At 38.4% G+C, this 24,814-nt stretch carries 20 protein-coding genes; 14 read left to right on the top strand and 6 right to left on the bottom strand.

From position 1 onward, the window contains the following. Window positions 1-535: 535 nt before the first annotated feature. The 6 genes from ABIL39_03890 to ABIL39_03865 are packed head-to-tail and all read left to right on the top strand — an operon-like array spanning window position 536 to window position 7,549. Window positions 536-1,642 (top strand): efflux RND transporter periplasmic adaptor subunit, encoded by a 1,107-nt coding sequence (locus tag ABIL39_03890; protein ID MEO0165262.1) that lies wholly within the window; start codon window positions 536-538, stop codon window positions 1,640-1,642. A 14-nt stretch (window positions 1,643-1,656) separates the two neighbouring features. After that, the gene (locus ABIL39_03885; protein MEO0165261.1) at window positions 1,657-3,117 is read left to right on the top strand and encodes a radical SAM protein; all 1,461 of its coding nucleotides are present in this window, start codon (window positions 1,657-1,659) and stop codon (window positions 3,115-3,117) included. Between the two features lie 33 nt (window positions 3,118-3,150). Continuing rightward, window positions 3,151-3,288 carry a hypothetical protein gene (locus ABIL39_03880; GenBank protein ID MEO0165260.1) on the top strand — a complete coding sequence of 46 codons (138 nt, stop codon included), beginning with the start codon at window positions 3,151-3,153 and terminating at the stop codon, window positions 3,286-3,288. Window positions 3,289-3,343: 55 nt separating this feature from the next. After that, entirely contained in the window at window positions 3,344-4,384 is a 1,041-nt protein-coding gene (locus tag ABIL39_03875) for a hypothetical protein (protein MEO0165259.1), read from the top strand. 10 nt (window positions 4,385-4,394) lie between these two features. After that, window positions 4,395-6,161 (top strand): ABC transporter ATP-binding protein, encoded by a 1,767-nt coding sequence (locus ABIL39_03870; protein ID MEO0165258.1) that lies wholly within the window; start codon window positions 4,395-4,397, stop codon window positions 6,159-6,161. A 47-nt stretch (window positions 6,162-6,208) separates the two neighbouring features. Next, window positions 6,209-7,549 (top strand): hypothetical protein, encoded by a 1,341-nt coding sequence (locus ABIL39_03865; GenBank protein MEO0165257.1) that lies wholly within the window; start codon window positions 6,209-6,211, stop codon window positions 7,547-7,549. Window positions 7,550-7,723: 174 nt separating this feature from the next. Here the strand turns inward: ABIL39_03865 and ABIL39_03860 are convergent, their stop codons facing one another. Next, the gene (locus tag ABIL39_03860; protein MEO0165256.1) at window positions 7,724-9,223 is read right to left on the bottom strand and encodes a leucyl aminopeptidase; all 1,500 of its coding nucleotides are present in this window, start codon (window positions 9,221-9,223) and stop codon (window positions 7,724-7,726) included. 256 nt (window positions 9,224-9,479) lie between these two features. Here ABIL39_03860 and ABIL39_03855 point away from each other — a divergent pair, with 256 nt between their 5' ends. Next, on the top strand, window positions 9,480-12,281 hold the full coding sequence (locus ABIL39_03855; protein ID MEO0165255.1) for a PD-(D/E)XK nuclease family protein: 2,802 nt from the start codon (window positions 9,480-9,482) through the stop codon (window positions 12,279-12,281). Beyond that, window positions 12,269-15,316: a UvrD-helicase domain-containing protein gene (locus ABIL39_03850; protein ID MEO0165254.1), complete on the top strand. Its 3,048-nt coding sequence runs from the start codon at window positions 12,269-12,271 to the stop codon at window positions 15,314-15,316. The genes ABIL39_03855 and ABIL39_03850 overlap by 13 nt, the downstream gene beginning before the upstream one ends. A gap of 83 nt (window positions 15,317-15,399) precedes the next feature. Here the strand turns inward: ABIL39_03850 and ABIL39_03845 are convergent, their stop codons facing one another. Then, a complete protein-coding gene (locus ABIL39_03845; protein ID MEO0165253.1) occupies window positions 15,400-16,296 on the bottom strand; it encodes a cation diffusion facilitator family transporter in 897 nt (298 codons plus the stop codon). 95 nt (window positions 16,297-16,391) lie between these two features. Between ABIL39_03845 and miaA the strand changes: the two genes are divergently transcribed. Further along, entirely contained in the window at window positions 16,392-17,318 is a 927-nt protein-coding gene (gene miaA / locus ABIL39_03840) for a tRNA (adenosine(37)-N6)-dimethylallyltransferase MiaA (GenBank protein MEO0165252.1), read from the top strand. Here miaA and cmk read toward each other — a convergent pair. Genes cmk through ABIL39_03820 form a run of 4 tightly spaced genes read right to left on the bottom strand, consistent with a single transcriptional unit; the run spans window position 17,301 to window position 20,622 of the window. After that, window positions 17,301-18,005 carry a (d)CMP kinase gene (gene cmk, locus ABIL39_03835; GenBank protein ID MEO0165251.1) on the bottom strand — a complete coding sequence of 235 codons (705 nt, stop codon included), beginning with the start codon at window positions 18,003-18,005 and terminating at the stop codon, window positions 17,301-17,303. The genes miaA and cmk overlap by 18 nt on opposite strands. Continuing rightward, entirely contained in the window at window positions 18,005-19,027 is a 1,023-nt protein-coding gene (gene rfbB, locus ABIL39_03830) for a dTDP-glucose 4,6-dehydratase (protein MEO0165250.1), read from the bottom strand. Before rfbB ends, cmk begins: the two co-directional genes overlap by 1 nt. A gap of 42 nt (window positions 19,028-19,069) precedes the next feature. Further along, window positions 19,070-19,558, bottom strand: coding sequence for a dTDP-4-dehydrorhamnose 3,5-epimerase family protein (locus ABIL39_03825; protein ID MEO0165249.1), 489 nt, complete (start codon window positions 19,556-19,558; stop codon window positions 19,070-19,072). Continuing rightward, window positions 19,555-20,622, bottom strand: coding sequence for a glucose-1-phosphate thymidylyltransferase (locus ABIL39_03820; GenBank protein ID MEO0165248.1), 1,068 nt, complete (start codon window positions 20,620-20,622; stop codon window positions 19,555-19,557). Before ABIL39_03820 ends, ABIL39_03825 begins: the two co-directional genes overlap by 4 nt. A 94-nt stretch (window positions 20,623-20,716) precedes the next feature. Between ABIL39_03820 and ABIL39_03815 the strand changes: the two genes are divergently transcribed. The 5 genes from ABIL39_03815 to ABIL39_03795 are packed head-to-tail and all read left to right on the top strand — an operon-like array spanning window position 20,717 to window position 24,812. Continuing rightward, a complete protein-coding gene (locus tag ABIL39_03815) occupies window positions 20,717-21,478 on the top strand; it encodes an AAA family ATPase (protein MEO0165247.1) in 762 nt (253 codons plus the stop codon). After that, complete coding sequence (locus ABIL39_03810) at window positions 21,471-22,322, top strand: ParB/RepB/Spo0J family partition protein (GenBank protein ID MEO0165246.1); 852 nt, start codon at window positions 21,471-21,473, stop codon at window positions 22,320-22,322. The genes ABIL39_03815 and ABIL39_03810 overlap by 8 nt, the downstream gene beginning before the upstream one ends. A gap of 10 nt (window positions 22,323-22,332) precedes the next feature. Beyond that, complete coding sequence (gene dapA, locus ABIL39_03805) at window positions 22,333-23,214, top strand: 4-hydroxy-tetrahydrodipicolinate synthase (protein MEO0165245.1); 882 nt, start codon at window positions 22,333-22,335, stop codon at window positions 23,212-23,214. Continuing rightward, window positions 23,208-23,990 carry a 4-hydroxy-tetrahydrodipicolinate reductase gene (dapB, locus tag ABIL39_03800; GenBank protein ID MEO0165244.1) on the top strand — a complete coding sequence of 261 codons (783 nt, stop codon included), beginning with the start codon at window positions 23,208-23,210 and terminating at the stop codon, window positions 23,988-23,990. The genes dapA and dapB overlap by 7 nt, the downstream gene beginning before the upstream one ends. 48 nt (window positions 23,991-24,038) lie before the next feature. Then, window positions 24,039-24,812, top strand: a complete 774-nt coding sequence (locus ABIL39_03795) for a citryl-CoA lyase (GenBank protein MEO0165243.1) — start codon at window positions 24,039-24,041, stop codon at window positions 24,810-24,812. Window positions 24,813-24,814 lie beyond the last annotated feature (2 nt).

Below are 24,814 nucleotides of genomic sequence, written 5' to 3'. Positions count from 1 at the left end.
ATTTTCGCAATTTTGATGTAATGTTGTGATGTAGGAGCCGCTTCCAGCGGCGATTGATCGCGGTTGGGAAACCGCTCCTACTTACTATAAGGTATTTTCCTTTTTTGGGGTTATATTCACTGCTATTCTTTCTTATGCTTCTTTTTAATACTTAAGTCTTGAAGTTATCCACATTAATTTCTTTCTTTTAAAAATTTTTGAAAATATGCTACAAAAATTTACTACAAAGTTAAGAACCAAAATCGTGCAAACCCGCATAAAATCAGGTTTTTTACCCACATTCATTTTCCTCTTGACAAAAAACATTATGTTAATAGAATAGACTATGCTATTAATAGGAATTAGTAAATACTACCTACCTACCTACCTACCTTATAAGTCCATACAGCTTCTTTGAGTTATCATATTTTTTGCGCAAACAATTTATGTTAAATTCTTCGCACGAATGCAACCATTTATCAGAGAATGGGAAGTTGCTCTGGCTAGTAACAGAATACATACCTATTGATTTAGATAAAACAGAGGAAAAAATTCTATGCCAAAGGAAATCGTCATTTTGAAAACCCAGGTCTTCAGGATGATTCGTCGATACTTGTATATTATGAGCAGAAACGCAATATTTATTCTATTTATCATCTTTTTGCTTGCTGTGATTAACATTTTGTTAATTATAAAATTGAGTACGAAACAGGAGATTGTTGCCTTAGGATATATTGATGCTAAAAATAAAATCAAGGTGTATTCAAAAATAAACGGGATTGTAAAATACATATTTGTTAAGGATTGCCAGGAGGTTAAAATTGGGGATACACTGGTTATTTTTGATAAAACAGCTATCGAAAATGAATTATATTCGCTCTTATTCAAACGTGAGAATCTTGAGGATGAGATATCTGAGTTACTTATTAGTGAAAAGAATTTATTTCAAAATTCTCTCTATGAATCATCTTGGGGGAATGTTAGTGTAGAGCAGTTAAAATATCAACTCGATGAAGCATATTCAAAATACATAATTGCAGAAACTCTCTATAGTAAACACCTAATAAGCAAATCAGATTACGATAGTAGAGTGAGAGACTACAAGATTAAACTCGCTACATATAATGTGTACAACCAGAGTGTAGTCATACAACATAAGCGATATAAGAGATTAATAAAGCAGAAAGTGCGGGAGTTACAAGTGATTCAAAACGAAATATCTACTTTAAAGAGTAAGTTAGCCGCAGCAGTAGTTTGTTCACCCATCGATGGTTTTTGCTGTCTAAAAAATGCACTGGATGTGGGAAAAAAAATTAATGAAGGGGATGAATTACTTGAATTGTTTAATTTAGAAAACATTTACTTTTCGTGCCATATAAGCGAAAACGAAGTTTTTAAAGTTAAGAGGGGAACAAAGGTTAAAATTTTTCTTAACGCATATCCATTTCCGCAATATCCGTGGCTTGATGGTGCAGTAGATGCAATAGACGAAATTGTAAATCCGGATGACTGGGGCAGAGGTTGGGTAAGGATGAAAATAACAGTTACGAATGTCCCTGATTGCTTGATTTCAAAGCTTTACCTGTCAGGCAAGGCAAAAATCAGCACTCATTCAGATGTACCGTTAATTACCAAGATTTTTGGTGTACATTCAAAATTTTGAAGATGGAGGATACAATGGCAATGGACAATGAAAATTCTGTCAACACTTCAGAAGTTTATTCGAATATACATTACGACCCGAGAGAAATTCATATTTTTAGAATTGAAAGCAAAAATTTAGCATTTAAATCTTCTACACTTGAAATATATCAGTTAGATGAGATGGCGTATGAATTTTTGACTTCTCCAAAAACAGCCATTGAAAAATATTCTTTGACTGAAATTAGTGACCTGTACGCTGCTTTATTGAAATTAGGCTTTTTTGATAGTCTCAAAGATGATAAAATAGATAATCTATCCAGTGTGAATGCTTCTCAACCTATATCGCAATTAATGATGATTGTGTCACAAGATTGCAATTTGAATTGCATTTATTGCCTTGCTGACAAAGGTGCTTTTTATAAAAGACACACGCCCATGCCACCCGAAATAGGCATTAAATCTATAGATTTTTTAATGCACGAATCTGGTGATGCAAAAATTTGTTTAGTTTCGTTTACGGGTGGAGAACCATTATTAAACTTTCCGACGATAAAGATCACCGTGGAATACGGCAAGAAAATGGCAGAGAAGTATAATAAAGAAATTCTTTTTCTTCTTTCTACAAACGGTTCTGTTCTTGATGATAAAATACTGCAGTTTATAAAGAATTATAAAATATACCTGAATCTAAGTTTAGATGGACCACCTGATGTCCAGAATCGATGTAGACCATTCAAAAACGGAATAGGTTCATATGACATAGTAGTAAAGAATCTCAAAAAATTATTAGAACATTATGATCCAGACAGGATATTAATAAGGACGACGATCACAAGGTATAATTTAGATATGATTAATACAGCTGAACATTTTTTTCAGCTTGGGGCAAGAAGACTTTCGTTTGGTAAAGCCGCGCCAAATGCGTTTTGTGATTATCGGATATATGGAATTGATCCTAATACCGCAATGGGAGAGATTTATCTTAAAAATTACCTTAATTTCTGTAAATACATGGTTGAGTGTTTTATGCAGCGTCCCGAGATATCTTTTGCTAATATGAGAGATATTGCAAACTTACATTTTAGATTAAGAAAACCCTTGGGCTGTGGAATGGGACAATACCAAGTTGCTATTTCGCCAAATGGCGAAATATATCCTTGCGGCGTGTTTATTGGACTTCAAAATTACCTCATGGGGAATTTGAATCAAGGATTCAGCAGAAATTGTCAGTCGAAATATCACCAGATTATTAGTAACCGGAGAAAAATTTGTAATGTGTGTTGGGCGAGAAATATATGTGGGGGCGGATGTCATGCCGGGGATCTATTGGATGATTATAAACCAATTTCAGAAATTGTCTGTAATTTCGCCCAAAGAGTTCTTGAAATAAATTTGTTTGCTTATGCTTATTTGGTTGACTTAGTTGGGTACGAATATTTAAATAAGAGACTTGCTAAATACCGGGCGGAGAGAACTTCTGCTGAGGGTACTTAAAGACAACAGTGCGGTTGAAAGGAGGTGATAGATATGGCACACATAAGGCTTCTTAATCGAGGACCAAGCGTGCCTCATACGACTGAACCACCATCGCCTTGTACCTGTTGCCCAGAATTAAACTTTGGGGCAACTGTTGAGTGCGATGGCCTTTATGTCTACATTCCATAAATAATCGCATCTCTGCAGGGTTCTTTCCGCCCTTATACGAAGAAAGGAGTTTAATATGAATCATGTTGTTCTAATAAAGTATCCTAAGCTTGTCATTTTTCTATGCCTCTTAACTTGCTTTCCCCACATTAATAGTGAAAAAAGCAAGTTAGTGCAAATAGAAGAAGCATGCCGCGAATACTTCAATACGGCATACACGCATAATTACGCTAAATACTTGCAGTTTTATTCAAAGCATGATACACCATCGGATTCTACTACTTTTGACAAATGGTGTAAAATCCTTTCTAATCTCAAAATTGTTGTGGATGGTGTTGAAAAGAAATCATACAATTCTACTTCATATTATAGAGTTTTAGTTTCCGCTTATACGAAAGATGGTAAGCAAAAAGTAATGGAAAGGATTGTCTATTTTGCCGATGAGAATGGTAAGATAGTTATTGTAAATTGGAAATTCTTTACAAAAGATTGGAAATTATTTCGGTCAAAATACTTTAATATCTATAGCAGGCAAATTGTATCTGATAGTATGATAACCGACATTGATAATTTTTATGAAGATGTAACACAGGAACTGGGAGTACAGCACGAACGAATCGATTACTATCTATGCAAAGACAAAGAGGAAGCAGGCTTGCTCCAGGGTAAACTAAGTAGTGCAGGTGGTACTTGTTTCCCCGGGAAAACAAAAACAATAATTGCTCCCGCGCTGAGTTATCATGAAATAGTTCACGCAATTACATATGCGATTATTGATGTTTCCATGGACTTTTTGGTGGAAGGAGTTGCTACTTACTATACGTTTATATGGGAACCACAGAAGCTAGATAGTATTATAGACGAATTGAGATTGAAAAATCAATTAGTTCCTCTTGATACTCTTATGTGGAAATTTCGTAGTATTCCTGAAGACATTGCCTATTTTGAGGCTGCTTCTTTTGTTAAATTCTTGATTACAAATTATGGCATTAAGTCTTTTGTGGCATTATACAAAGGAGCAAAAAGTTGGGACAGCCTTGTTGCAGCGTTACACGAAATCTATGGAAAGGCGCTGAATGAAATTAATGACGAATGGTTATTGTGGTTAACGAAGTAGGAAGTAGGGATTGGATAACAAATCAGATTTCGGAGTTGAACTAAGATTTATACGCTCTTTTATCTTACCTCATTGGAAAGTAGGAATTACAATTCTATGTGCCACTTTATTATCTACGGGCTTAAGGACCGTTAGACCACTGTTGATTCTATTCTTGATTGATGATGTTTTCGTGTGCAAAAATTTTACATTGTTGAAGGGCGTTGCCTTTCTGTATTTCCTAAATGTAGCCATATCTTATATTCTCCTTTTGCTTCAAGACTTTTGGATTGAAAAAACAAAACAGAAAATCAAATTTTTTATACTATTGGGTTTGTTTAAGCATATTCAACTATTGCCAATTTCTTTTTTCAGAGATAAGGAATCAGGATACTTAAGTACCCGAATAATATCAGACACAGAATCATTGGGCAACATATTTACTGATATATTTACTAATATTGCTACCCCTTTCTTTACCATTATCGCTATCATTTCCATAACATTTGCAATTAGTGAAATCTTAGCTCTTGCTATGATTATTTTAATTCCTATTTATGTTTTGATGACATTTTTATTTCTTAGAAGAATAAGACGAGTAACTAATGAAGTACAAGAAGCACAAGCAACCATGGGGAATAAATATCAGGAAGTTTTCTCTTCCGTTTATTTTATCAAATCGCATGGTCTTGAAAACTTTTTTAAATTAAGAATAATTAAAGATTTAAAAGCTTTAATTAAAAGGTCAATAGTAAAAGAATATCTAAGGGCAGCTATCTATGATACAACTTCTTTGATAACTGCCTTGAGCACATTAGCTGTGATATACATTCTTGGAATTCAAATTATGCACGGCAGAACATCTGTGGGAACGGTCTATGTTGTGATTGCGTATCTAAATATGATTTTTTCGAATATCCAATCTCTCATATATACAAATACAAGGATTCAACAATCAATTGCTATAATTAAAAGAATTTATCATGTTTTAGATACCCCTGTTTCTGGTGAATATCAATGTGGATTAGCACCTCCCGTGGTAAAGAAAGTGCGATATTATAATGTTACGTTTGCCTATGATTCAAAGAAGGAAATATTAAAACAGATAAATTTAGTTTTTAATGAAAATGAAATTACTGCACTGGTGGGGGAGAGTGGTACAGGGAAGACAACTATAATAAATTTGTTGTTAGGATTATACGATTCATATAAAGGGAAAATCTTTCTAAATAACACGGAATTAAGAAGAATTGACAAACGAGCTTTAAGGAGGATGATAAGTTTGGTTCCACAGGAACCGTTCTTGTTTAGCACTACAATCAAAGAGAACATAAAGATGGGAAAACCTGATGCCTCTGATAAAGAAATAGTAGAATCAGCGAGATTGGCTTACGCCCATGATTTTATTAACAATCTTCCCTATCGTTATGAAACGATAGTTGGCGAAAAAGGTGCTAAACTATCGGGCGGTGAAAAACAAAGGATTGCATTAGCACGCGCAATCATAAAGAATCCAAAAATTTTGATTATTGATGAAGGAACTTCCCAAATTGATTCATTTTCAGAAAATCTCATCCAGAAATCTTTGCAGAATTTAAAGCGCGGACGTATCATTATTTTAGTAGCTCATAGGCTTGCCACCATATTAGAAGCCGATATGATATTTGTGTTAGATAAAGGCAAAATTGTTGCTAAAGGAAACCATGATTATTTATTAGAAAACTGTGAATGTTACCGACATCTATTTGAATCTCAGATTGAAGCGCTAACACCAAAAAATTTATCAAAAAATCAGTGACAACATCTGGGGGGTTGACATAAAACGATTTCTTGTTATAATAGTCTGTGCGAAAAAAAATCGGGCAGGTAGTAATTTTTTACTGGTTGATATTGAGTTGTAGTAACATTAAGGTTGAATGGACTCGTCGATTTGAACCGGCCGGGGCAGGCAGTTATAAACTAAATAGTCTTACAGATTCCAAAAATATTTACATTTGTGGTTCTTATCAGAAAAACAACGGAAACGAAGTCTGCTTAGTTGGAGTGTATAATTCACAAGGGAATCTAAGATGGTGTCGATTGTTTCAAGATAGAATTTATAAATCAAGTAATGGAAGGTGTATCCTCTTAATTTCGGAGAATACATTAGAAAACAAGTTAGGGATTTATGTTTTGGCTACTGCGGTTGATAGCGAAAATGCTAATAATCTGGTAGTTCTCAAATATGATAGCTTAGGGAATATGCAATGGGCGCGCGGTATCCATAAATCTATGGTTGAACTTGATGGTATTTTGCTGGCGACACGTCAAAATGATATATTAGCAATAGGCTGGCAGAAAAGTTCTGAAGATTCTTCTACTTTAGTTATATCAAAGGTTCTAACCAATGGAGAGCTGGTCTGGATAAGAAAGCATTATCTACCCAACTGCGATATGGCAAGTTTGAAGTTTCTGATAGCAGAATCTAATGAATTAATTGTTGGTGGCGTTTTGAAGGATAAAAGAAATTTCTGCCATATGCTTTTTGATAGTTCTGGAAGTTTTCTGAAAATGACAACTTATGAGAGCCCTGGATTAGAGGGTGCTTTGCATGATATTAAGACTGATAAAGAAGGAAATATTTATCTCACGGGTATTAGTGTAAATGATGACACGGGTTATGATTTTTTCATACTCAAGTATGATAAGAAGAATAAACTGCTCTGGGCTAAGAAATATGATGGTCCGGCGCACAGAAATGACAGTCCCACGGGTCTCATAGTAGATGAATCGCTATCTGTATATGTTGCAGGGAGTAGCGAAGATGAGAATGAACTGAATAAGATTGTTTTATTGAAGTATGATAAAGATGGAAATATATTGTGGACGGAAGAATACTCAGATAATAAAGGCGAATCTATTAATCCTTTTTTTCTCTGTTCTGATATTTTTTTTTATAGGAAAAAGATTAATATAGAACGGCTATACATTACTGCAATTGCTGGGAAAGAAATAATTTTAATTACTTACGATATTGGCAGTCGCTCTTTCGGAGCCACCCGATTTGCCCTAAATAGTGAAATGAATAGATTGATTAACCAAGAAGGTTCTACCGTCGCCATTGAGACTAAGACAAATAATCAAAAAGGAATTGTCCTTTTGAAATTCGGAGAATTCAAAGTGAGAGGTATAAGTCGCTGGGATTAGGCTTTAAGATTAAAATGGGGCTATAGAGGTAAAGCAGTTGACATGCTTTTACCCATGATCACTTAATAAGTCTAAGTAAAAAGTGTGGTTTGCCCTATATTTTCGCAATTTTATGTAATGTTGTGATGTAGGAGCCGCTTCCAGCGGGGATTGATCGCGGTTGGGAAACCGCTCCTACTTAATATTTCTACAGAATTCAAATAAGGTGCGCACACCAAAGCCTGTGGCACCCCTTGGTTGATAGAATCGGTCTTTTTCTGCAAACTCTTTGCTCGCAATATCAATGTGAACCCATTTTGCCTTTTCCACAAAGTGTTTTAAAAACATTCCTGCAGTAATCGGTGATGCAAGCCTGCCCCCAGAATTTTTTATATCTGCAACATCACTCTTTATCTTCTCATCGTATTCTTCAAACAGAGGCAATTGCCACATCCGTTCGCCAGTATTTTTTGAGATTGCGAGCAATTTATCTATCAATTCCTGGTCATTACCCATTACACCAGCAGTGATTTCACCTAAGGCAATCGCACATCCGCCGGTTAGTGTCGCAATATCAACGATTGTCTTTGCCCCTTCTTTTTCTGCATAGCATAAAGCATCGGCAAGGGTCATCCTGCCTTCGGCATCAGTTGAGATTATTTCAATCGTTTTGCCATTCATTGCCCTTACAATATCTCCGGGTCTTGATGCCTTGCCTGAAGGCATATTCTCTACCGCTGGAATTATTGTCAAAAGATTGACCTTTGCATCTGCCCGTGCCAGTGCGAGCGTCGTTGCAAATACCACGCCACCACCCGTCATATCACCCTTCATTGCACCCATTCCTTCAGAAGGTTTTAATGAAATACCACCCGAGTCAAAAGTTACCGTTTTGCCAATTAAGCTTATTAGAGGGCCTTTTGAATTTTCATATCGTAAAACGATAAATCTCGGTTCATTCTCACTACCCTGGGCAACCGAAAGTAGTGCACCCATCTTGAGTTTTTCTATCTCTTTTTTATCCATCACTGTTATTTTGATCTTCTCGCTGAGTCCCAGATCTTTGATGATATCTTTAACCTTTTTCTCAAATTTTTCCGGTGTGAGATTGTTTGCGGGTTCGTTGGTAAAATCCCGTGCAATATTCTGGGATTGGGCAAGGATAGTGCCGAGATGGACACCTTTTTTTATATTCCCAATCTTATTTTTGTCCATCTCAACAATATAAAATTCTTCAATTCCTTTGTTATTTTCAACTTTTTTGTAAACATTGAACTCATAAAGGGCAAGGAGCGTACCTTCGCTGAGTGCTTGGCTTGCCACTTCAGGGTCAATCCCACCAATCCCGGCGCCGTGAAGAATCGTTCCTACTTTTTTTGCCTTTGCCCTTTTTGCAGCCATTGCGGCTGAACCACTTGCCTTTCGGATTTCTTCAATTCCGAATTTATCGGATTTACCAAGGCCAACAACCATTACCTTGCTGGCTTTCAATTTTCCGAAAGTAGGGAATACAGCGGTTTCACCGAGTTTCCCGGTAATCTCTTCTTTTTTTATCATTTCGGTTATTGCACCGTCCAGGGCTTTATCAACTGCACCGGTTCCACCACCGGGTATCTTTACGCCTTCAAAGAGGTTTACGATTATTATGTCCCCATCAAAATCAAGGATTGATTGGTTTAAGATTTTAATCTCCATTGTATCTCCTTTTAAGACTTAAGTCTAATTATAATCAAAATTATCGGAAAGTCAATAAGCATTATGCCTGAATTCCTTCTACACTTTACGGAGTGTATAATTTAAGTCCCGATAGTCAAGTTATAGAAGTTACCTATAATTCAACAAAAAAATGCAAACCCAAAAGTTTACCCCAAGTTTATAATGAAAGGTTAAATCGAAGAAATTATTTTTAAAGATTGATTTTTTTTTGGAAATATTTATAATTACAACTAAGATGGCATTGGATGGAAAAGTAAAAGTTATTCCAATTGACCAGCCTTTTTTAAGGGTTCTGGCTGAATATTTTGCGGATAAATTTCGGAATAAACTTCCGGATTTCTCCGATATTCTGATCGTATTTCCGAGTGAACGTAATAAATTTTATTTCCGGCGCTATCTCCTGGAATCCATAAATAAGGGTGCGGTTATTCCCCCACCGATGTTTACGATCGAGGAACTTATTGATTTTATTTACGAAAAAATTGGTGGGGAAAGGGCACTCATCCTTCAGACCATAGAGCGGAACTTTATTCTAAAAAAGACGATCGACGATTTAAAGATTGAATACTGGCGGGAGATTCCATTTTTAAAGTTCATCGCCATCGGTAATCGGCTATTAAATTTCTATGATGAATTAAGTCAGGAACGGGTAAGTATTGAAGATATAGAGAAGAAATCAGTGGAGTTGCATTTTTCCGAACGCTATATCAAAAACGAACTCCCGATTTTGCGCAAGGTCTATCAACGATATCGAGAAAATTTGCAAAAATCGGGATACCGGGATAAGATTGATCAGATTGAAAAAATTTATCAGAATTTTGATTCAAAGATTTTCCATGGATACGAACAGGTTATCATCGCCGGGATTGCTGCTGCTACTTCTTTTGAGAGATTTATCATAAAAAATATGCTTGAGAGCTTGAATGCTGAGATGATCCTCCATTCCGGTTTCCCCAGGGAAATTGCCTCAGCCGATGATGTCCATAAAGAATTCTATTTGCATTATAAATTGTTACATCAGCTGGGTGTGGATATTCCAAAGATAGAAGTGATTAAAAATATCTCCGTCCCACGAGCGATTATTCATATCAAATCCCTGGAGACGATTACCAAGCAGACATTTTATTTGGCCGAGGTAGTACGGAATGTCCTTACCAAATACCCGGACGCACATCGGATCGGGATTGTTTTAACCGATGAAGGATTACTTTTTCCGGTGACTGAAATACTTAACTCTTATCATATAGAATGTAACATTTCGGCGGGATTACCATTCACAAATTTGATCTTCTATTCATTCTTGAAACATTTATATGAAGCGGTAAACAGCAATTTTCACTGCCATGAGTTCTTTACTTTTATCCAACACCCTTTAATCAAAAATGCCATAATAGAAAATACAGAATTGCGTCCGCTCGTCTATGCGTTAAGAAAAAAAATGATACAGGAAAACCAGCGTTATTTTTTGAAGACCCCGAAATTTGAACCACAACTCATGCTTGAGGAAATGGGTAATAATTTTTCGCCTTTGATTAATTTTTTAAATAAGTGTTTCAGCACGGTTGAGGAGAAATTGCCCTTTGATAAGTATATCGCAAATTTAATCATCTTGCTCAATGAGTTGCTTTCTTATAATCAAGATCTAATCAATAAAAACTTTCCGGGGATTAAAGAATTTTTTGAGCGGTTGCATAACCTGAGTTATCTAAAGATTGAAGAAGGTGCCATTCCCCCAGGGATTGGAACCTTAGAGTTCATTTTGAAAGTTCTTCAAGATGAGAGATACCATATTGAAGGCGAACCGCTGAGAGGTATTCAGTTGATCGGATTACTGGAAGCAAGGAATCTTGATTTTGATTGTATAATTCTTCCTTCAATGAATGAAGGGATTTTCCCTAAGAAGAGTGAAAAGGATATTTTTATTAACCCCGGATTGAGAAAGGCAATTGGTTTGATTACGGAAGAAGAGCGAAACAGTCTTTACTATTATTATTTCCTCCAGCTCACCCGGGGCAAAAAAGAAGTTTTTATTTCCTATCTTACCCAGGAAGAGATGGATATTCCCTCACGATTTTTAATGAACCACCGTGCTAAAGAATTTAGAGAGGACAGCCTGCCGGTTGTTTTCCTAAAGAACGCTATGGAGACGAAAGAAAGGGAGGTAAAAAAAGATGATGAAATTTTAAAAGCATTATTTAGACGAATAAAAGACGGTTTGAGTCATACGCTTCTGAAATGCTACAAATCCTGTCCTTATCAATTTTATCTCAAATACCTTCTGGAGATAACCGAACCAAAGGAGATAACCGAAACATTTGATGCCCTTACGTGGGGTTCTTTATTCCATTCTCTGGCAAAGGATTTATACCAAAAACATTATCCTAAGGGATATAGCGAAGAACAAAGATTAGAGGTCGTGGCAAAAGTAAATGAGTTGCTCGACCAATATCTCAACTCCAGTAAATATGTTGCGCTGCCTCCCAAACCCGAGGTATACTTCGATATCTTTTTGTATAAAAGATTTTTAGAAAATTTTGTAAATTATGAAATCAAAAGATTTAAAGAAGGCTATATGATTCACCCCGGCTTTGAAGAGAGTTTTTTAAAAGATGTGATTGAGGTAGACGGCAAGATGATTCCCCTGATTGGTTTTGTGGACCGAATAGATACGAAAGATGGCCTTTATTATATCATTGATTATAAAACCGGTAGTTTACCCGCAAGTAAGGAGTATGCGATAGGTGAAGATTTCATTGAATTTCAGTTACCTATTTATGCTTTAATGTTTGCAGGAAAGGAGCCTGAAAAAATCGGTGGTTTGTTCTACTATAATGTTGGTAAAAAAACTGAGATAAAAAGTATTTGTGAAAAAGAAGCAATTGCCGACTATTTGTTTCAATTCCAGGAAAAAGTATTAACTCCTGTAATTAATGAAATGCTTGACCCTGAAGTGCCTTTTTATCAAACCGAAAACGGCAATTTCTGTATTCATTGTGCTTATAAAACTTTTTGTGGTAGGCAAAGATGGAGAGAATAGAAAATATCGCCTTGGTCTCTGCAGCGGGCTCGGGTAAAACCCATGCTCTGACCAAGCGTTTTCTCTACCTTTATTTATCCAAAAACAATTATCCTTTGGACTCACTTTATGCCATTACCTTCACCAACGCTGCAGCCTACGAAATGAAATCAAGAATTATCAGATATTTGGAAGTTTTAGCAACCGGTGTGCCTGAGAAACCCCAGGAAGTTGATGTCTTGAATTATTTTCGGCAATATTATCGGGAAGAAGAATTAAAAGAGATTGCTGAGCAGAAAAGAAATTATTTGCTTAATAATCTTACCCAACTGAATGTTTCGACATTTCATAGCCTCTTTGCCTCTTTTCTGGCGGTTATTCCCTTTGAAGCTGGTATCCTTCCGGATTACCGGATTATTGAAGAAGTTGAAGAGGCATTAATTTTTCAACAGGCACTTGATAAGTATTTCGAGCAGGCACGGTTCGATGAAAAATCATCGCGAGCACTTATAAATTTAATCATGCTCGAAAATAAAACGATTCGGGATTCGATTACCAGACTCTTTAAAGATTACACGCCATGGATTCAAATCATTCTGCACTTGATTGAACGGGAAGATTATTGGAAAAAGCAATACGATGAATGGTTTGAGCGAGTTTATAAGATAATAAAGAGATTGAGGGATTTTATGAAAGCGAACGTTGCCGCAACTCATACCAAAGAGGGTTCGGTGCATACAAATATCGCAAAGTTTTTAAACCGGGTAGACGATTATCTTGCAAAAAAGACCCCGGAAACACTAGAACCATTGCTTGAAGATTTCATCGTTTCACGGTTTAACAAACAATATTTTAATTTCTTCCGTAAGAAACTGGCAAATCCTGCAGAATTTGAGGAACTGATTGAAGAAATCAATCGCGAGATCATACCTTTTTTAGAGGTGCTTTCTAATTACGAAATTATCATTCAATTTAAGCCTATAAAACAGATCTATGAAATATTTCAGGAGGAGAAAAGAAACAAAAATGTGATATCATTTAGCGATATTGAAAATTTAACTTATGAAGTTCTTGCTGGCCTAAAAAATAATGCGGAAATTGACTATCTCTATTTTAAATTGGGTGCCCAGATTAATCATCTGATGATCGACGAATTTCAAGACACAAGTTACAAACAGATAGATATACTCATGCCGATTATCGACGAGATTACTTCCTACCGTCCCGAAGAAAAAAGTCTCTTTTATGTGGGTGATCCAAATCAGGCAATATTTCGCTGGCGTCAGGGAGCACCGGAACTTTTTGAACAATTAAAAGAAAGCTATTCGGAGAAGATAATTGAAGACCGGCTGGATAAGAATTATCGCACGAAAAAAGAGATAATTGATTTTGTAAACTTGATTCTGGACAAAAAAGACAAAGCCGATGAAGAAAATATTGGGGGCTGGTTACGGATTGAAGAAATCCAGGGGGAAAAAGAGGAGGTAGAAAGCACAATAGAGAATCGCGTGGTTGAGATAATAAAAGAATTGCAGAACAAGGGATATCGCGAGAATGAGATTGCCATCCTGGTAAGGAGCAATGACTTTGGAAGGAAGATTGCCGAGGTACTCTCCAAAAATAATATTCCTTATTTGAGCCGTGCCCGGGCAAGTATTATGGACGAACCCGATATTCAATTGCTGTTGAACTTATTGAAATTTCTGGATAATCCAGAAGACGATTTTAGCCTCTTTCATATTTTGGTTTCCCCAGTATTCCAACTTTCTGAGGAAACCATCCGGAAAATAAAGAGAAAGAATAAAACACTTTATCTTACCCTTGCTGATCACTATCCAAACTGGAATGTAACCAAAAAACTCAAGGAGCTCCTCTCTGTTGTTTATTTTATGAATCCTTACCAACTTATCTTCCATATCTGTAATACGCTGAAGATTAATATTTCCTATCCCATTGCTTCATTGCTTGACGGTGCAGTTGATTATATCAAGGAAGGATGTGGTTCACTCCACGATTTCATTAATTGGATTGAGCGGTATGGGGAGACCGTGGAAAGCAAGGAGACGCAGATTGAAGGGGTGCGGATAATGACCATCCACAAGGCAAAAGGTTTAGAATTTGAGGTGGTGATATTACCGGAGACCAATTGGAGTGAAAGTCACCAGCGAAAGTTTGTTTTTGTTTATTCAAAAAAATCCCAGCCGGAAAAGCTAATTTTATATAAATATGGTAAATACCTCTCACATTTTATGGAGAAAGAGAAAGAATTATCTCAGATTGATGATTTAAATCTTCTTTATGTAGCGCTTACCCGTGCAAAGACGGGTATTTGGATTTTGGGTTATCCTGACAGGAATGGAAAATGGGGATTGTGGTTTGAGACAATCAAAAGGAAATTGGGGGAAAACCCTTTACCCTACGATGAAATAACTCCGCGTACCGTACAACCGCCAAAAGGAGAAGAAAAAGTTTACACCCAACCAGTAAAGATAACCCCAATTTTGAAAGAAGAAAGAGAGTTATATTCACCTACCGAGAGGGGGGTCGAGATTATTGAACCTGCCCGCCGAGCGGGGATGAAGTTGGGCGATCTGGTGCATAAGGCGTTGAGCCGAGTAGAATGGCTTGATGATTTGAACCTTGATAATTTTATTGAGGATTTATTGAGATATATCAAGAATAATTTTGCCCGCATACCGGAAGAAGTCATGCAAATTGACACAAGACTAAAAACGCTTTTAACAGAGTTATTCAATGACCCGGATATGCGCTTTGTGTTCTATAAAGATGGGCGAGAGGTAAAATTTAAAAATGAACTTCCGGTTTATTTTGAAGACGGGAAACGTGATGTTTCTATTCATATCGACCGGGTATTGATTGAGCCTGATAAGGTTATCATTATTGATTACAAGACCGGTGCAGAAAAAGCCGAATATGTTCATCAGTTAAAAGTGTATAAAAAGGGTGCAGAGAGTTTGTATCCCGGGATGAAGGTTGTGCCGTTATTAATATATTTAGAAAATCCGAAAGGCGCGCGAATAAAATTCTTAGAATAAGACAACTGAGATTAATTATACTATCCGACAATATTGAGACCAAAACCGCCGAGACTGATGATGTGGCCTCAGAATCGGTGGGTTCAGCAATATTTGATAATATCCTTCTCTGTGCAGGTGTTAAATTCTACCTGGATAGTAGTATGCCTAATCCCAAATTTTTCGGCAAGTAAATCTTCAACTTTTTTAATAATCCCGGCAACTTCACTCGTTTTATAATCTTCACAGACATCAATGTGTCCTTCAAAATGAATATCTTTGTCAGTGAGTTGCCATATATGGACATGGTGGAGATTATGAACTTCAGGAATGCTTTCAATCGCACACTTGATTGCCATCAGATCAATCCCTTCGGGTGTTGACTGCATAAGGATATTAACCGTATCGCGCACAATTAGATAACTTTCCCGCAAAATATAAATACCAATTGCAATAGTCAGTATGGGGTCAACGATATAAATGTTAAAAATCTTTATTAGAATACCACCAATCACTACCGCAATTGATGATAATGAATCGGCAACCAGATGAAGATAGGCAGATTTGATATTGATACTGTGTCCTGCATCTTTTTTTAATAAAAAGACACCGAGGAGATTGGCGACAAGACCGATCACGGCGATAACCATCATTAGATTACTATCAATGGGACGGGGTGAAAAGAGTCGGGTAATTGCCTCTTTGAATAAAAAGAAGATAATGATTATCAGAACTGAGGCATTAAACAGGGCGGCGATAATCTCTGCTCGTTTATAACCAAAGGTTTTTTGTACGGTGCTTTTGCGCTGCCCGAGGCGGAAGGCAAAATAACTGATTAAAATAGCAATCCCATCGCTGAAATTATGGAGGGCATCTGAGATTAAGGAGAGACTGTTTGATAACAGACCACCAATTACCTCGGCAATGGTGATAAAAAAATTTAAGAAAATTACAAAGATAATGTTGCGGGCATTGATTTTGTGATTATGGTGACTACTCATTAAGAGATTATATTCCAATTTGTTGGATGGTCAAGGAGATATATGCAAAACAATGAAAACCTTGCACTATTAAAATATTTTACTATAATTGATGTATGCGTGAGATTATTACGATTATTGGTCCGACTGCGGTTGGCAAGACGGAGATTGCGATTAGGATTGCTGAGCAGTTTAATGGTGAGATAATCTCGGCGGATTCAAGGCAGGTTTATAAGTATTTGGATATTGGAACTGCCAAACCAACCATAGAAGAAAGGAAGAGGGTGACGTTTCATCTGATTGATTTTTTGGAACCAGACCAAAACTATTCCTGTGGTCAGTTTGCCAGGGATGCAGAAAGACTGATTGAGGAAATCCTGGCTAAAGGTAAGATGCCCATTGTATGTGGTGGAACTGGTTTATACATCCGGGCATTATTTAACCCTTTACATCAATTACCTCAGGCAGATAAAGAACTTAAAGAAAGATTGCAAAATTTATTAAAAGAGAGGGGTATTGGTTATCTTTATAAGAAACTCCAGGAGATTGACCCCCAATGGGCGGAGAGGATTGGACCAAAAGACAAACAGCGTATTTTGAGGGGGCTGGAGGTATATGAGATTACAAGAACACCTTTGAGTGAATTGATCAAAAAAGAAAAAAGAAAACCGAAATACCGAGCGAAATACATTGGAATTATTCTAAACCGCGATGAGTTGTATAAAAGAATTGATGGGCGCTATGATAGAATGATTGAGAATGGTCTTGTTGATGAGGTTAAAAAAATTTTAGATATGGGCTTTAAACCTGACTGTTATGGTCTGCGGACGATTGGATACAAGGAGATTGTAAAATATCTACAAGGGGAATGGGATTTGCAGACGGCAATAGAAAAGGCAAAAAGGCATACCCGGAATTTCGCCAAAAGACAGGTTACCTGGTTTAAGAAGATCCCAGAAATCAGTTGGTTTCATCCTGGAGATTTAGGAACACCAAATGCTTTACCTGAATTGGTGGGAACTCTGTTACTTAACCGATTTTAATTTTTCTTTTACAATATTTTCAACTAATTCAATTTGTTGTTCAATCGTTAAATTGGTAGTATCAACAAGGATCGCATCAGTCGCTTTTCTGAGCGGCGAATGTTCACGGCTGGAGTCATATTCATCTCGATATCTTAAATTTTCCAACGATTCCTCAAAACTGATGTTTATCCCTTTTTCCAACAATTCTTTGCGGCGTCGTTCCGCCCGAACCGCCAAATCAGCATCCATAAAAATCTTCACCTGGGCTTCGGGAAAGACAACAGTTGTCATATCCCGGCCTTCGCAGACGATATTTTTATCTCGAGCAATTTCCCTTTGTTTTGCTACCATCCAGGCACGTACTTCTTTAATCGCGGAAATAGGGGAGACAAGTTGGTTAACCTCAGGGGAACGGATTTCTTTACTCACATCTTCACCATCGAGTAATACTTTTAATTCACCATCATCCTTGATTAATTCAAGTCGGGTATTGGTTAAGAGTTGCTTGATCAATTCCATGTCAAGTCTACCATTTTCCCACGATTTGCCAGCCGCTTTTTGGAATCGGAGATATTTAAGGGTGAAAGCCCGATACATTGCTCCGGTATCAAGATAGAAAAAATTTAGTTTTTTTGCTAAGCCCCGGGCGGTAGTACTTTTGCCAGAGCCCGCTTTACCGTCGATGGCGACAACAAAATTCGCCATTAGAATTCTTTCAAACCCAGTTTGGAATAATATTGCTTATAAAAATTCCGGTATTCCCCGCTCTGGGCATTTTTGAGCCATTTCTGATTTTTGCGGTACCATTCAATTGTGCGTTTTAGCCCGGTTTCGAATGAAACCTTAGGATGCCAGCCCAGTTGGCGGCGGATTTTACTCAATGATAGGGAATACCTTCGGTCATGTCCCGGACGGTCTTTGACAAAGGTGATTAGACTTTCGGATTTATTCAGTAAGCGGAGGATATATTTTACCACATATAGGTTAGTCAATTCGTTCTCTCCACCAATATTATAGATCTCGCCGATTTTACCCTCATGGAATACCAGATCAATTGCCTCGCAGTTATCTTCCACATATAGCCAGTCGCGCACATTCATTCCATCCCCATAAACGGGTATCTTACGATTATTGAGCGCATTTAAAATAACCAGCGGAATCAGTTTTTCAGGAAACTGATAGGGTCCGTAATTATTAGAAGAGCGGGTGATCAGTATGGGTAGGCCATGGGTTTTGTAATATGAGAGCACGAGCATATCGGCTGCCGCCTTACTTGCGGCATATGGACTAGAAGGATCGAGCGGACTATCTTCGCGAAAACTTCCATGGAGAATTGATCCATAAACTTCATCAGTGGAAATCTGTAAAAATTTCTTTATCTGATATTTCAACGAAAGGTTTAATAGCACACCCACACCTACTACATTGGTTTTAATAAAAGGTGCTGGGCTCATAATACTCCGATCGACATGGGTCTCGGCGGCAAAATTTATCACCGCATCGGGTCGAAATTTTTCAAATATCCGACGCATTGCCGCAGCCGAGCTTATATCTGCACGAACAAAGTGATAATTACCTTTCTTCTCCATCCCCTTTAAATTCTCCAAATTACCAGCATAGGTGAGTTTATCAACATTTAAAATCTTGTAATAGGGATGTTTACAGTTAAAATAACGAATAAAATTGGAACCAATGAAACCACAACCACCGGTAATCAATACTCTCATAATAATTTCGAATTTCGAATCTCGGATTTCGGATTTAATAGATCATCCATCTTTGCGAGCCCAGTCATAGGGAATATCCGAACCATGGGCGGGTTTACGATATTCATCAGGATTTTGATAGTTGTAAGGTTCTGTAACGATATTAACGATAATACATTCTTCTTCACTGATGCACTTAAAACCATGCCAGATTAATCTGGGGATATGAATTAGCAGATGGTTATGGTCGCCGATAAAGAATTCATTGATGAGACCGAGGGTGGGACTATCCGTCCGGTCGTCATAAAGGACGATTTTTGCCATTCCCCTTATCACCGTCATATTATCGTTTTGCAATTTATGATAATGCCATGCCTTGACTACCCCGGGATAAGCAGTGGTGATATAGATCTGGCCAAATTTTTCAAAACATTCATCATCCTGCCGGAGAATCTCCATCAATCGTCCCCGTTCATCCGGTAGGAGACGGAGATGTTTTACTTTCACTCCGGAAATTAACTCTTTACCCTTAAAACCAATTAACTCTTTCATTCTACTAACTCCACAAAACTCTGGTCTCCAAGATAAAACCGGTGACTGCGCGGTGAGGTATTCGTTTGATTAATTATAACATTTTTTCCAATGATCGAACGGTCGATGCGTTTATTGATATTTAATATTTTTGCCCCCTCCATAATTACACTGCATTCGACCTCGGAATTTTCTATTACCGCATTATCACCGATCGAGGTGAAGGGACCAATAAAGGCATTTTTTATAAGCACATTATTTCCAATGACCGCAGGACCTCTGATCACACTTTTTTCAATCTTGGTGCCTGGTCCAATGACCAGTCGGCCATTCATAACCGTATCAATGGATGTTCCTTCGTTTTTGGGTTCAATATCTTCAAGGACCAAAAGATTGGCTTCAATTATATCCTCAGGCTTGCCAGTGTCCTTCCACCAGCCTTTTACCCGATCGGCAATAACATTATAATCATTATCCAAGAGCCACTGGATAGCATCGGTTATCTCCAGTTCATTACGCCATGACGGTTTGATATGGTCAATTGCCGTGAAGATATTTTTGTTGAATAAATAAACACCTACCAGCGCCAGGTTTGAGGGGGGTTCTTTAGGCTTTTCAATAAGCTTTTTGACAATGCCTTTTTCATCAACCACTGCAACACCGAATTCCTGCGGATTATTGACCGGGGTGAGAAGAATTAACGCATCGGGCCGAACTTTATTAAATTTTTCTATAAAATCGTTTACCCCTTCTTTTAAAATGTTATCACCGAGATACATGATAAAGGGTTCATCTTGGAGGAAATCATGAGCAATTTTAATTGCATGTGCCAGACCGAGGGGCACTGGTTGATAAATATATTCTATTTCGATTTTCCATCGAGAGCCATCACCTACGATATTTTTCACTTCTTCCCTTGTTTCACCAACGATGACGCCGATTTCTTTTATGCCGGCATTGACTAAAGATTCAATTCCATAAAAAATTATTGGTTTATTAGCCACAGGAATGAGCTGTTTGGCACTCGTATAGGTCAGCGGCCGCAATCGGGTGCCAAAACCACCGGAAAGGATGAGCCCCTTCATTCTAATTTTTTGATTATAATTATAATTGGCAAAAAGTCAATAATTAATTTATAAAGAAAATTGTTGACTTAGAGAGTTTTTTTGCTAAAATTATATCATGCGCAAGATTGCCATCTGTAATCAAAAAGGTGGAGTGGGAAAGACTGCGACCGCAGTGAATTTATCAGCTGGATTATCTCTGGCCGAAAAAAGGACCCTTTTAGTTGATTTTGACCCCCAGGCAAATGCTACAAGTGGCGTGGGCATTGATTATAAACACCTGGAGATTTCTGTTTATGATTGTCTTTTTGAACCAGAACTAATCTTTAAGGCGGTCATCAAAACGAAATGGCTTTATCTCTCTGTGTTGCCTTCAACTCCGGACTTGGTTGGAGCAGAGGTGGAGTTGGTGGCGGTGAGTGAACGTGAGCGCAAATTAAAAGATGCCTTAATCCGGATTGACGGTGAATATGATTTTGCAATCATTGATTGCCCACCATCTTTGGGTTTACTCACTCTCAATGCCCTTGTTGCCTGCGATAGTGTGATTGTCCCGATCCAGTGCGAATATTATGCCCTGGAAGGGCTTGAGAAATTGCTGAAAACCTTGAAGAGTGTTAAGGAAAATTTAAATCCCAGTTTAAAAATTGAAGGAATCCTTTTGACGATGTATGATGGCCGATTGAATCTCTCCAGGGAGGTAGTGGAAGAGATAAAAAAGCATTTTGCCGGTTCGGTTTTTGAAACAATCATTCCTCGTTCGGTTCGTATTGCGGAGGCACCGTCTTTCGGAAAATCCGTTTTGCACTATAATATTTCTTCCAGCGGTGCCCAGGCATATCTCCATTTAACCAGGGAGATATTAAATCATGCGTAAAAGGGCATTAGGCAGAGGTATTGAGGCATTGATCTCACGCGAGGAAAAGACTATTCTCCAGGAGGGATTTAGAATGATTCCGCTTGCGAGTATTCAGCCCAATCCTTATCAACCGCGTGAAAAGATATCCGAGGAGAATCTCAAAGAGCTTGTTGAGTCCATAAGAGAGAAAGGTGTGATTGAACCGATAATCGTGAAACGATACAACGATAAATATATTCTCGCTGCGGGTGAAAGGCGATTCCGGGCGGCTCAACTGGCGGGTCTTTCTGAGATACCAGCGATTGTGCGCGAACTATCGGAGCAGGAATTGTTGGAAATCGGTTTGATTGAAAATCTCCATCGTGAGGATTTGAATCCGATAGAGGAGGCTCTGGCTTATGAGCAACTCAACAAAAAATTCAATCTAACCCATGAGCAGATTGCCCGGCTTGTGGGCAAGGATCGTTCGACCATTACCAATGCAATAAGGTTGCTCAGTCTGCCGGAGAAGATAAAAGAATATTTGAAAAAGGGATTACTCATGGAGGGACATGCCCGGGTTCTACTTTCACTGGAAAACGAAATATCAATGCTCCAGGCTGCAGAAAAGATTGTTTCAGAACAACTTTCGGTCCGGGAAACCGAGAGATTAATCAAGAGATGGGCAAAACTTCCCAAAATCCGACCGGGTAGAGAAAAAGAACCAAATCTTCTTTTGCTGGAAGATGAGTTATCAAAGATTTTAAGGACAAAAGTGACTCTGGAATGGAAACGTAATAAAGGCACAATCACGATCCATTGTTTAAGTCTGGAAGATTTTAATCGGATTTATGAACTTCTGCGTAGATTGAAGAAAATTTAAAGGAGGTAGGATGTATAAGGGTTCTTATGTTGCGATAGTAACGCCATTTAAGGATGATACCCTTGATGAGACCGGGTTGAAAGAAAATCTCAAATTTTTGATTGAAAATGGTTCGGCAGGCATTGTTGCCTGTGCCACTACTGGAGAGAGTCCGACGCTAAGTGATGAGGAATATGAACGGGTGATCAAGATATCTCTTGAGATAGCCGATGGCAGAATTCCGGTAATTGCCGGGGCGGGAACGAATTCTACAGCGAAGACAATAAAAATCGCCCAGAAAGCCCAGCAATACGGTGCCAATGGGCTGCTGGTCGTAACCCCCTATTACAACAAACCAACCCAACAGGGATTGTATCAACATTACAAATCCGTGAGCAGTGCTACTGATTTACCAATAATAATTTACAATGTTCCGGGACGAACCGGAGTAAACATTTTACCCTCGACTGTTGCTCGTCTGGCAAAGGATTGTAAAAACATTGTCGGCATCAAAGAAGCCAGCGGAAATCTTGATCAGGTTTCGGAATTAGTCAGTCTCGTAGGTGAAGGGTTTGATATTCTTTCCGGTGATGACTCGCTCACCCTGCCGATGCTGGCAATCGGAGCAAAGGGTGTGATTTCGGTCATTGCTAATATCTTTCCCCGCGCTGTCGCTGATATGTGCAGATTTTTCTTTGAGGGACGATTTTCCGAAGCAAAAGAACTTCATATAAAGATGTTTCCTGTGGTGAAAGCTTTATTCATTGAGACTAATCCTATTCCCATAAAGAAAGCAATGGAATTGATGGGTATGGCAGCGGGTAATCCCCGCCTTCCCTTAGCACCGATGAGTGAGGAAAATACTATTTTGCTGCGAAAAAGGCTGATGGAATACGGAGTAAAATTATGTTAAAGATTGTGTTATGTGGGGCTGCTGGGCGGATGGGGAAAGAGATAATAAATCTCTGTTTGATGGAGAAAGACATGCAGATAATTGCCGGGATTGAGGAAGGTACCCACCCGCTGGTGAATAAGGAGATAGAAGGCATTCCCATCTATGGAGATTTATCATCGGTAATATCAGAGGCGGACTGCGTGGTGGAGTTTACCAATCATCGGGCAACGATGGAAAATCTAAAAAAGGCAGCACCTTATAAAAAGCCTTATCTAATCGGTACCACTGGATTTACCCCGGATGAGATTACGACGATAAAAGAATTTTCCGGCTCCTTTCCCATTTTTCTAAGTCCTAACATGTCTCTGGCGGTAAATCAGCTGATCGAACTTGTGCGCACCACAGCACAGGTCCTTGGGGATTACGAGATAGAGATCGTGGAGACACACCATCGGGCAAAAAAAGATGCCCCTTCAGGAACTGCGCTGTTGATTGCGGAGAAGATAAAGGAAGTTAGACCTGATACCGAGTTCGTCCATGGGCGTAGTGGTATCAGTGAAGGAAGAAAAAGAAATGAAGTTGGGATTACGGCGGTGCGGGGTGGAGATGTAGTTGGTGAACACCGGATTCTGTTCTTTGGTAAAGGAGAGTTTTTAGAACTGCGCCACTATGCTACAAACCGGCAATGTTTTGCCGCCGGCGCCTTACGCGCAATCAAATTTATTGTGCAACAACCACCGGGTCTCTATTCTATGGCTGATTTGTTGCAATATGGTATAGCTAACATCCATTGACAAAAAATTTTTGTTTAATATAATCAACTATGCCAAAAAGGAGGCAGATTGATTTGGAAGAGTGGCATAACCAAGATTGAACCTAATCATATTGTAACCCGGGGATATCGCCAGGAAGATTTGATTGGCAATATTCCGTTTGCCTCAGCCTTTTTTCTTTTGATCAAAGGTCGTTTACCCGATAAGCGTGAAGCAAAAATGATGGATGCAATAATCACCGCCTCCATCGACCATGGGACTACTCCACCTTCAACCCATGCGACAAGGATTGTGGCTTCTGCTGGCGTGCCCCTGCCTACGGCTGTGGCCGCAGGTATTTTAGCGGTAGGTGATGTGCACGGGGGGGCGATTGAAGATGCGGCAAGAATTCTTCAAGAATGGGTAAAGAAGATGAAGAAAGAAAACTGGAGCTTTGAACAGACCGCCCAAGACTTGCTCAATCATCTGAGATCACTAAACAAATACATGCCCGGTTTTGGACATCGCATCCACACCGAGGACCCACGCACCAAAAAATTATTTGCCCTGGCAGACGAATTGAATATTACCAATGACCATATCCGGTTGACGAAAGTCATTGAAGCAGAGTTCGCCAAGACTAAACCTTTGCCGGTCAATGTGGATGGAGCAATTGCGGCAATCATTTCGGACATGGAATTTGACTGGCGTTTGGGCAAGGCATTCTTCTTATTAGGTCGGTGTGCCGGGCTTATTGCCCACGCCTATGAGGAGATGACCAGGGAAAAGCCGATGCGCCGGATGTGTGAACAAGAAGTAGAATACGACGGACCATGGGAGCGTGATTTGATTAAAGAACCTTAGAA

Source organism: candidate division WOR-3 bacterium (assembly GCA_039802205.1).
In the GTDB taxonomy this organism is placed as follows: Bacteria; Hydrothermota; Tepidihabitantia; order SM23-42; family JAOAFX01; genus JAOAFX01.
Note: the sequence above shows the minus strand (reverse complement) of the source record. Positions and strands in the feature narration are given on the sequence as shown.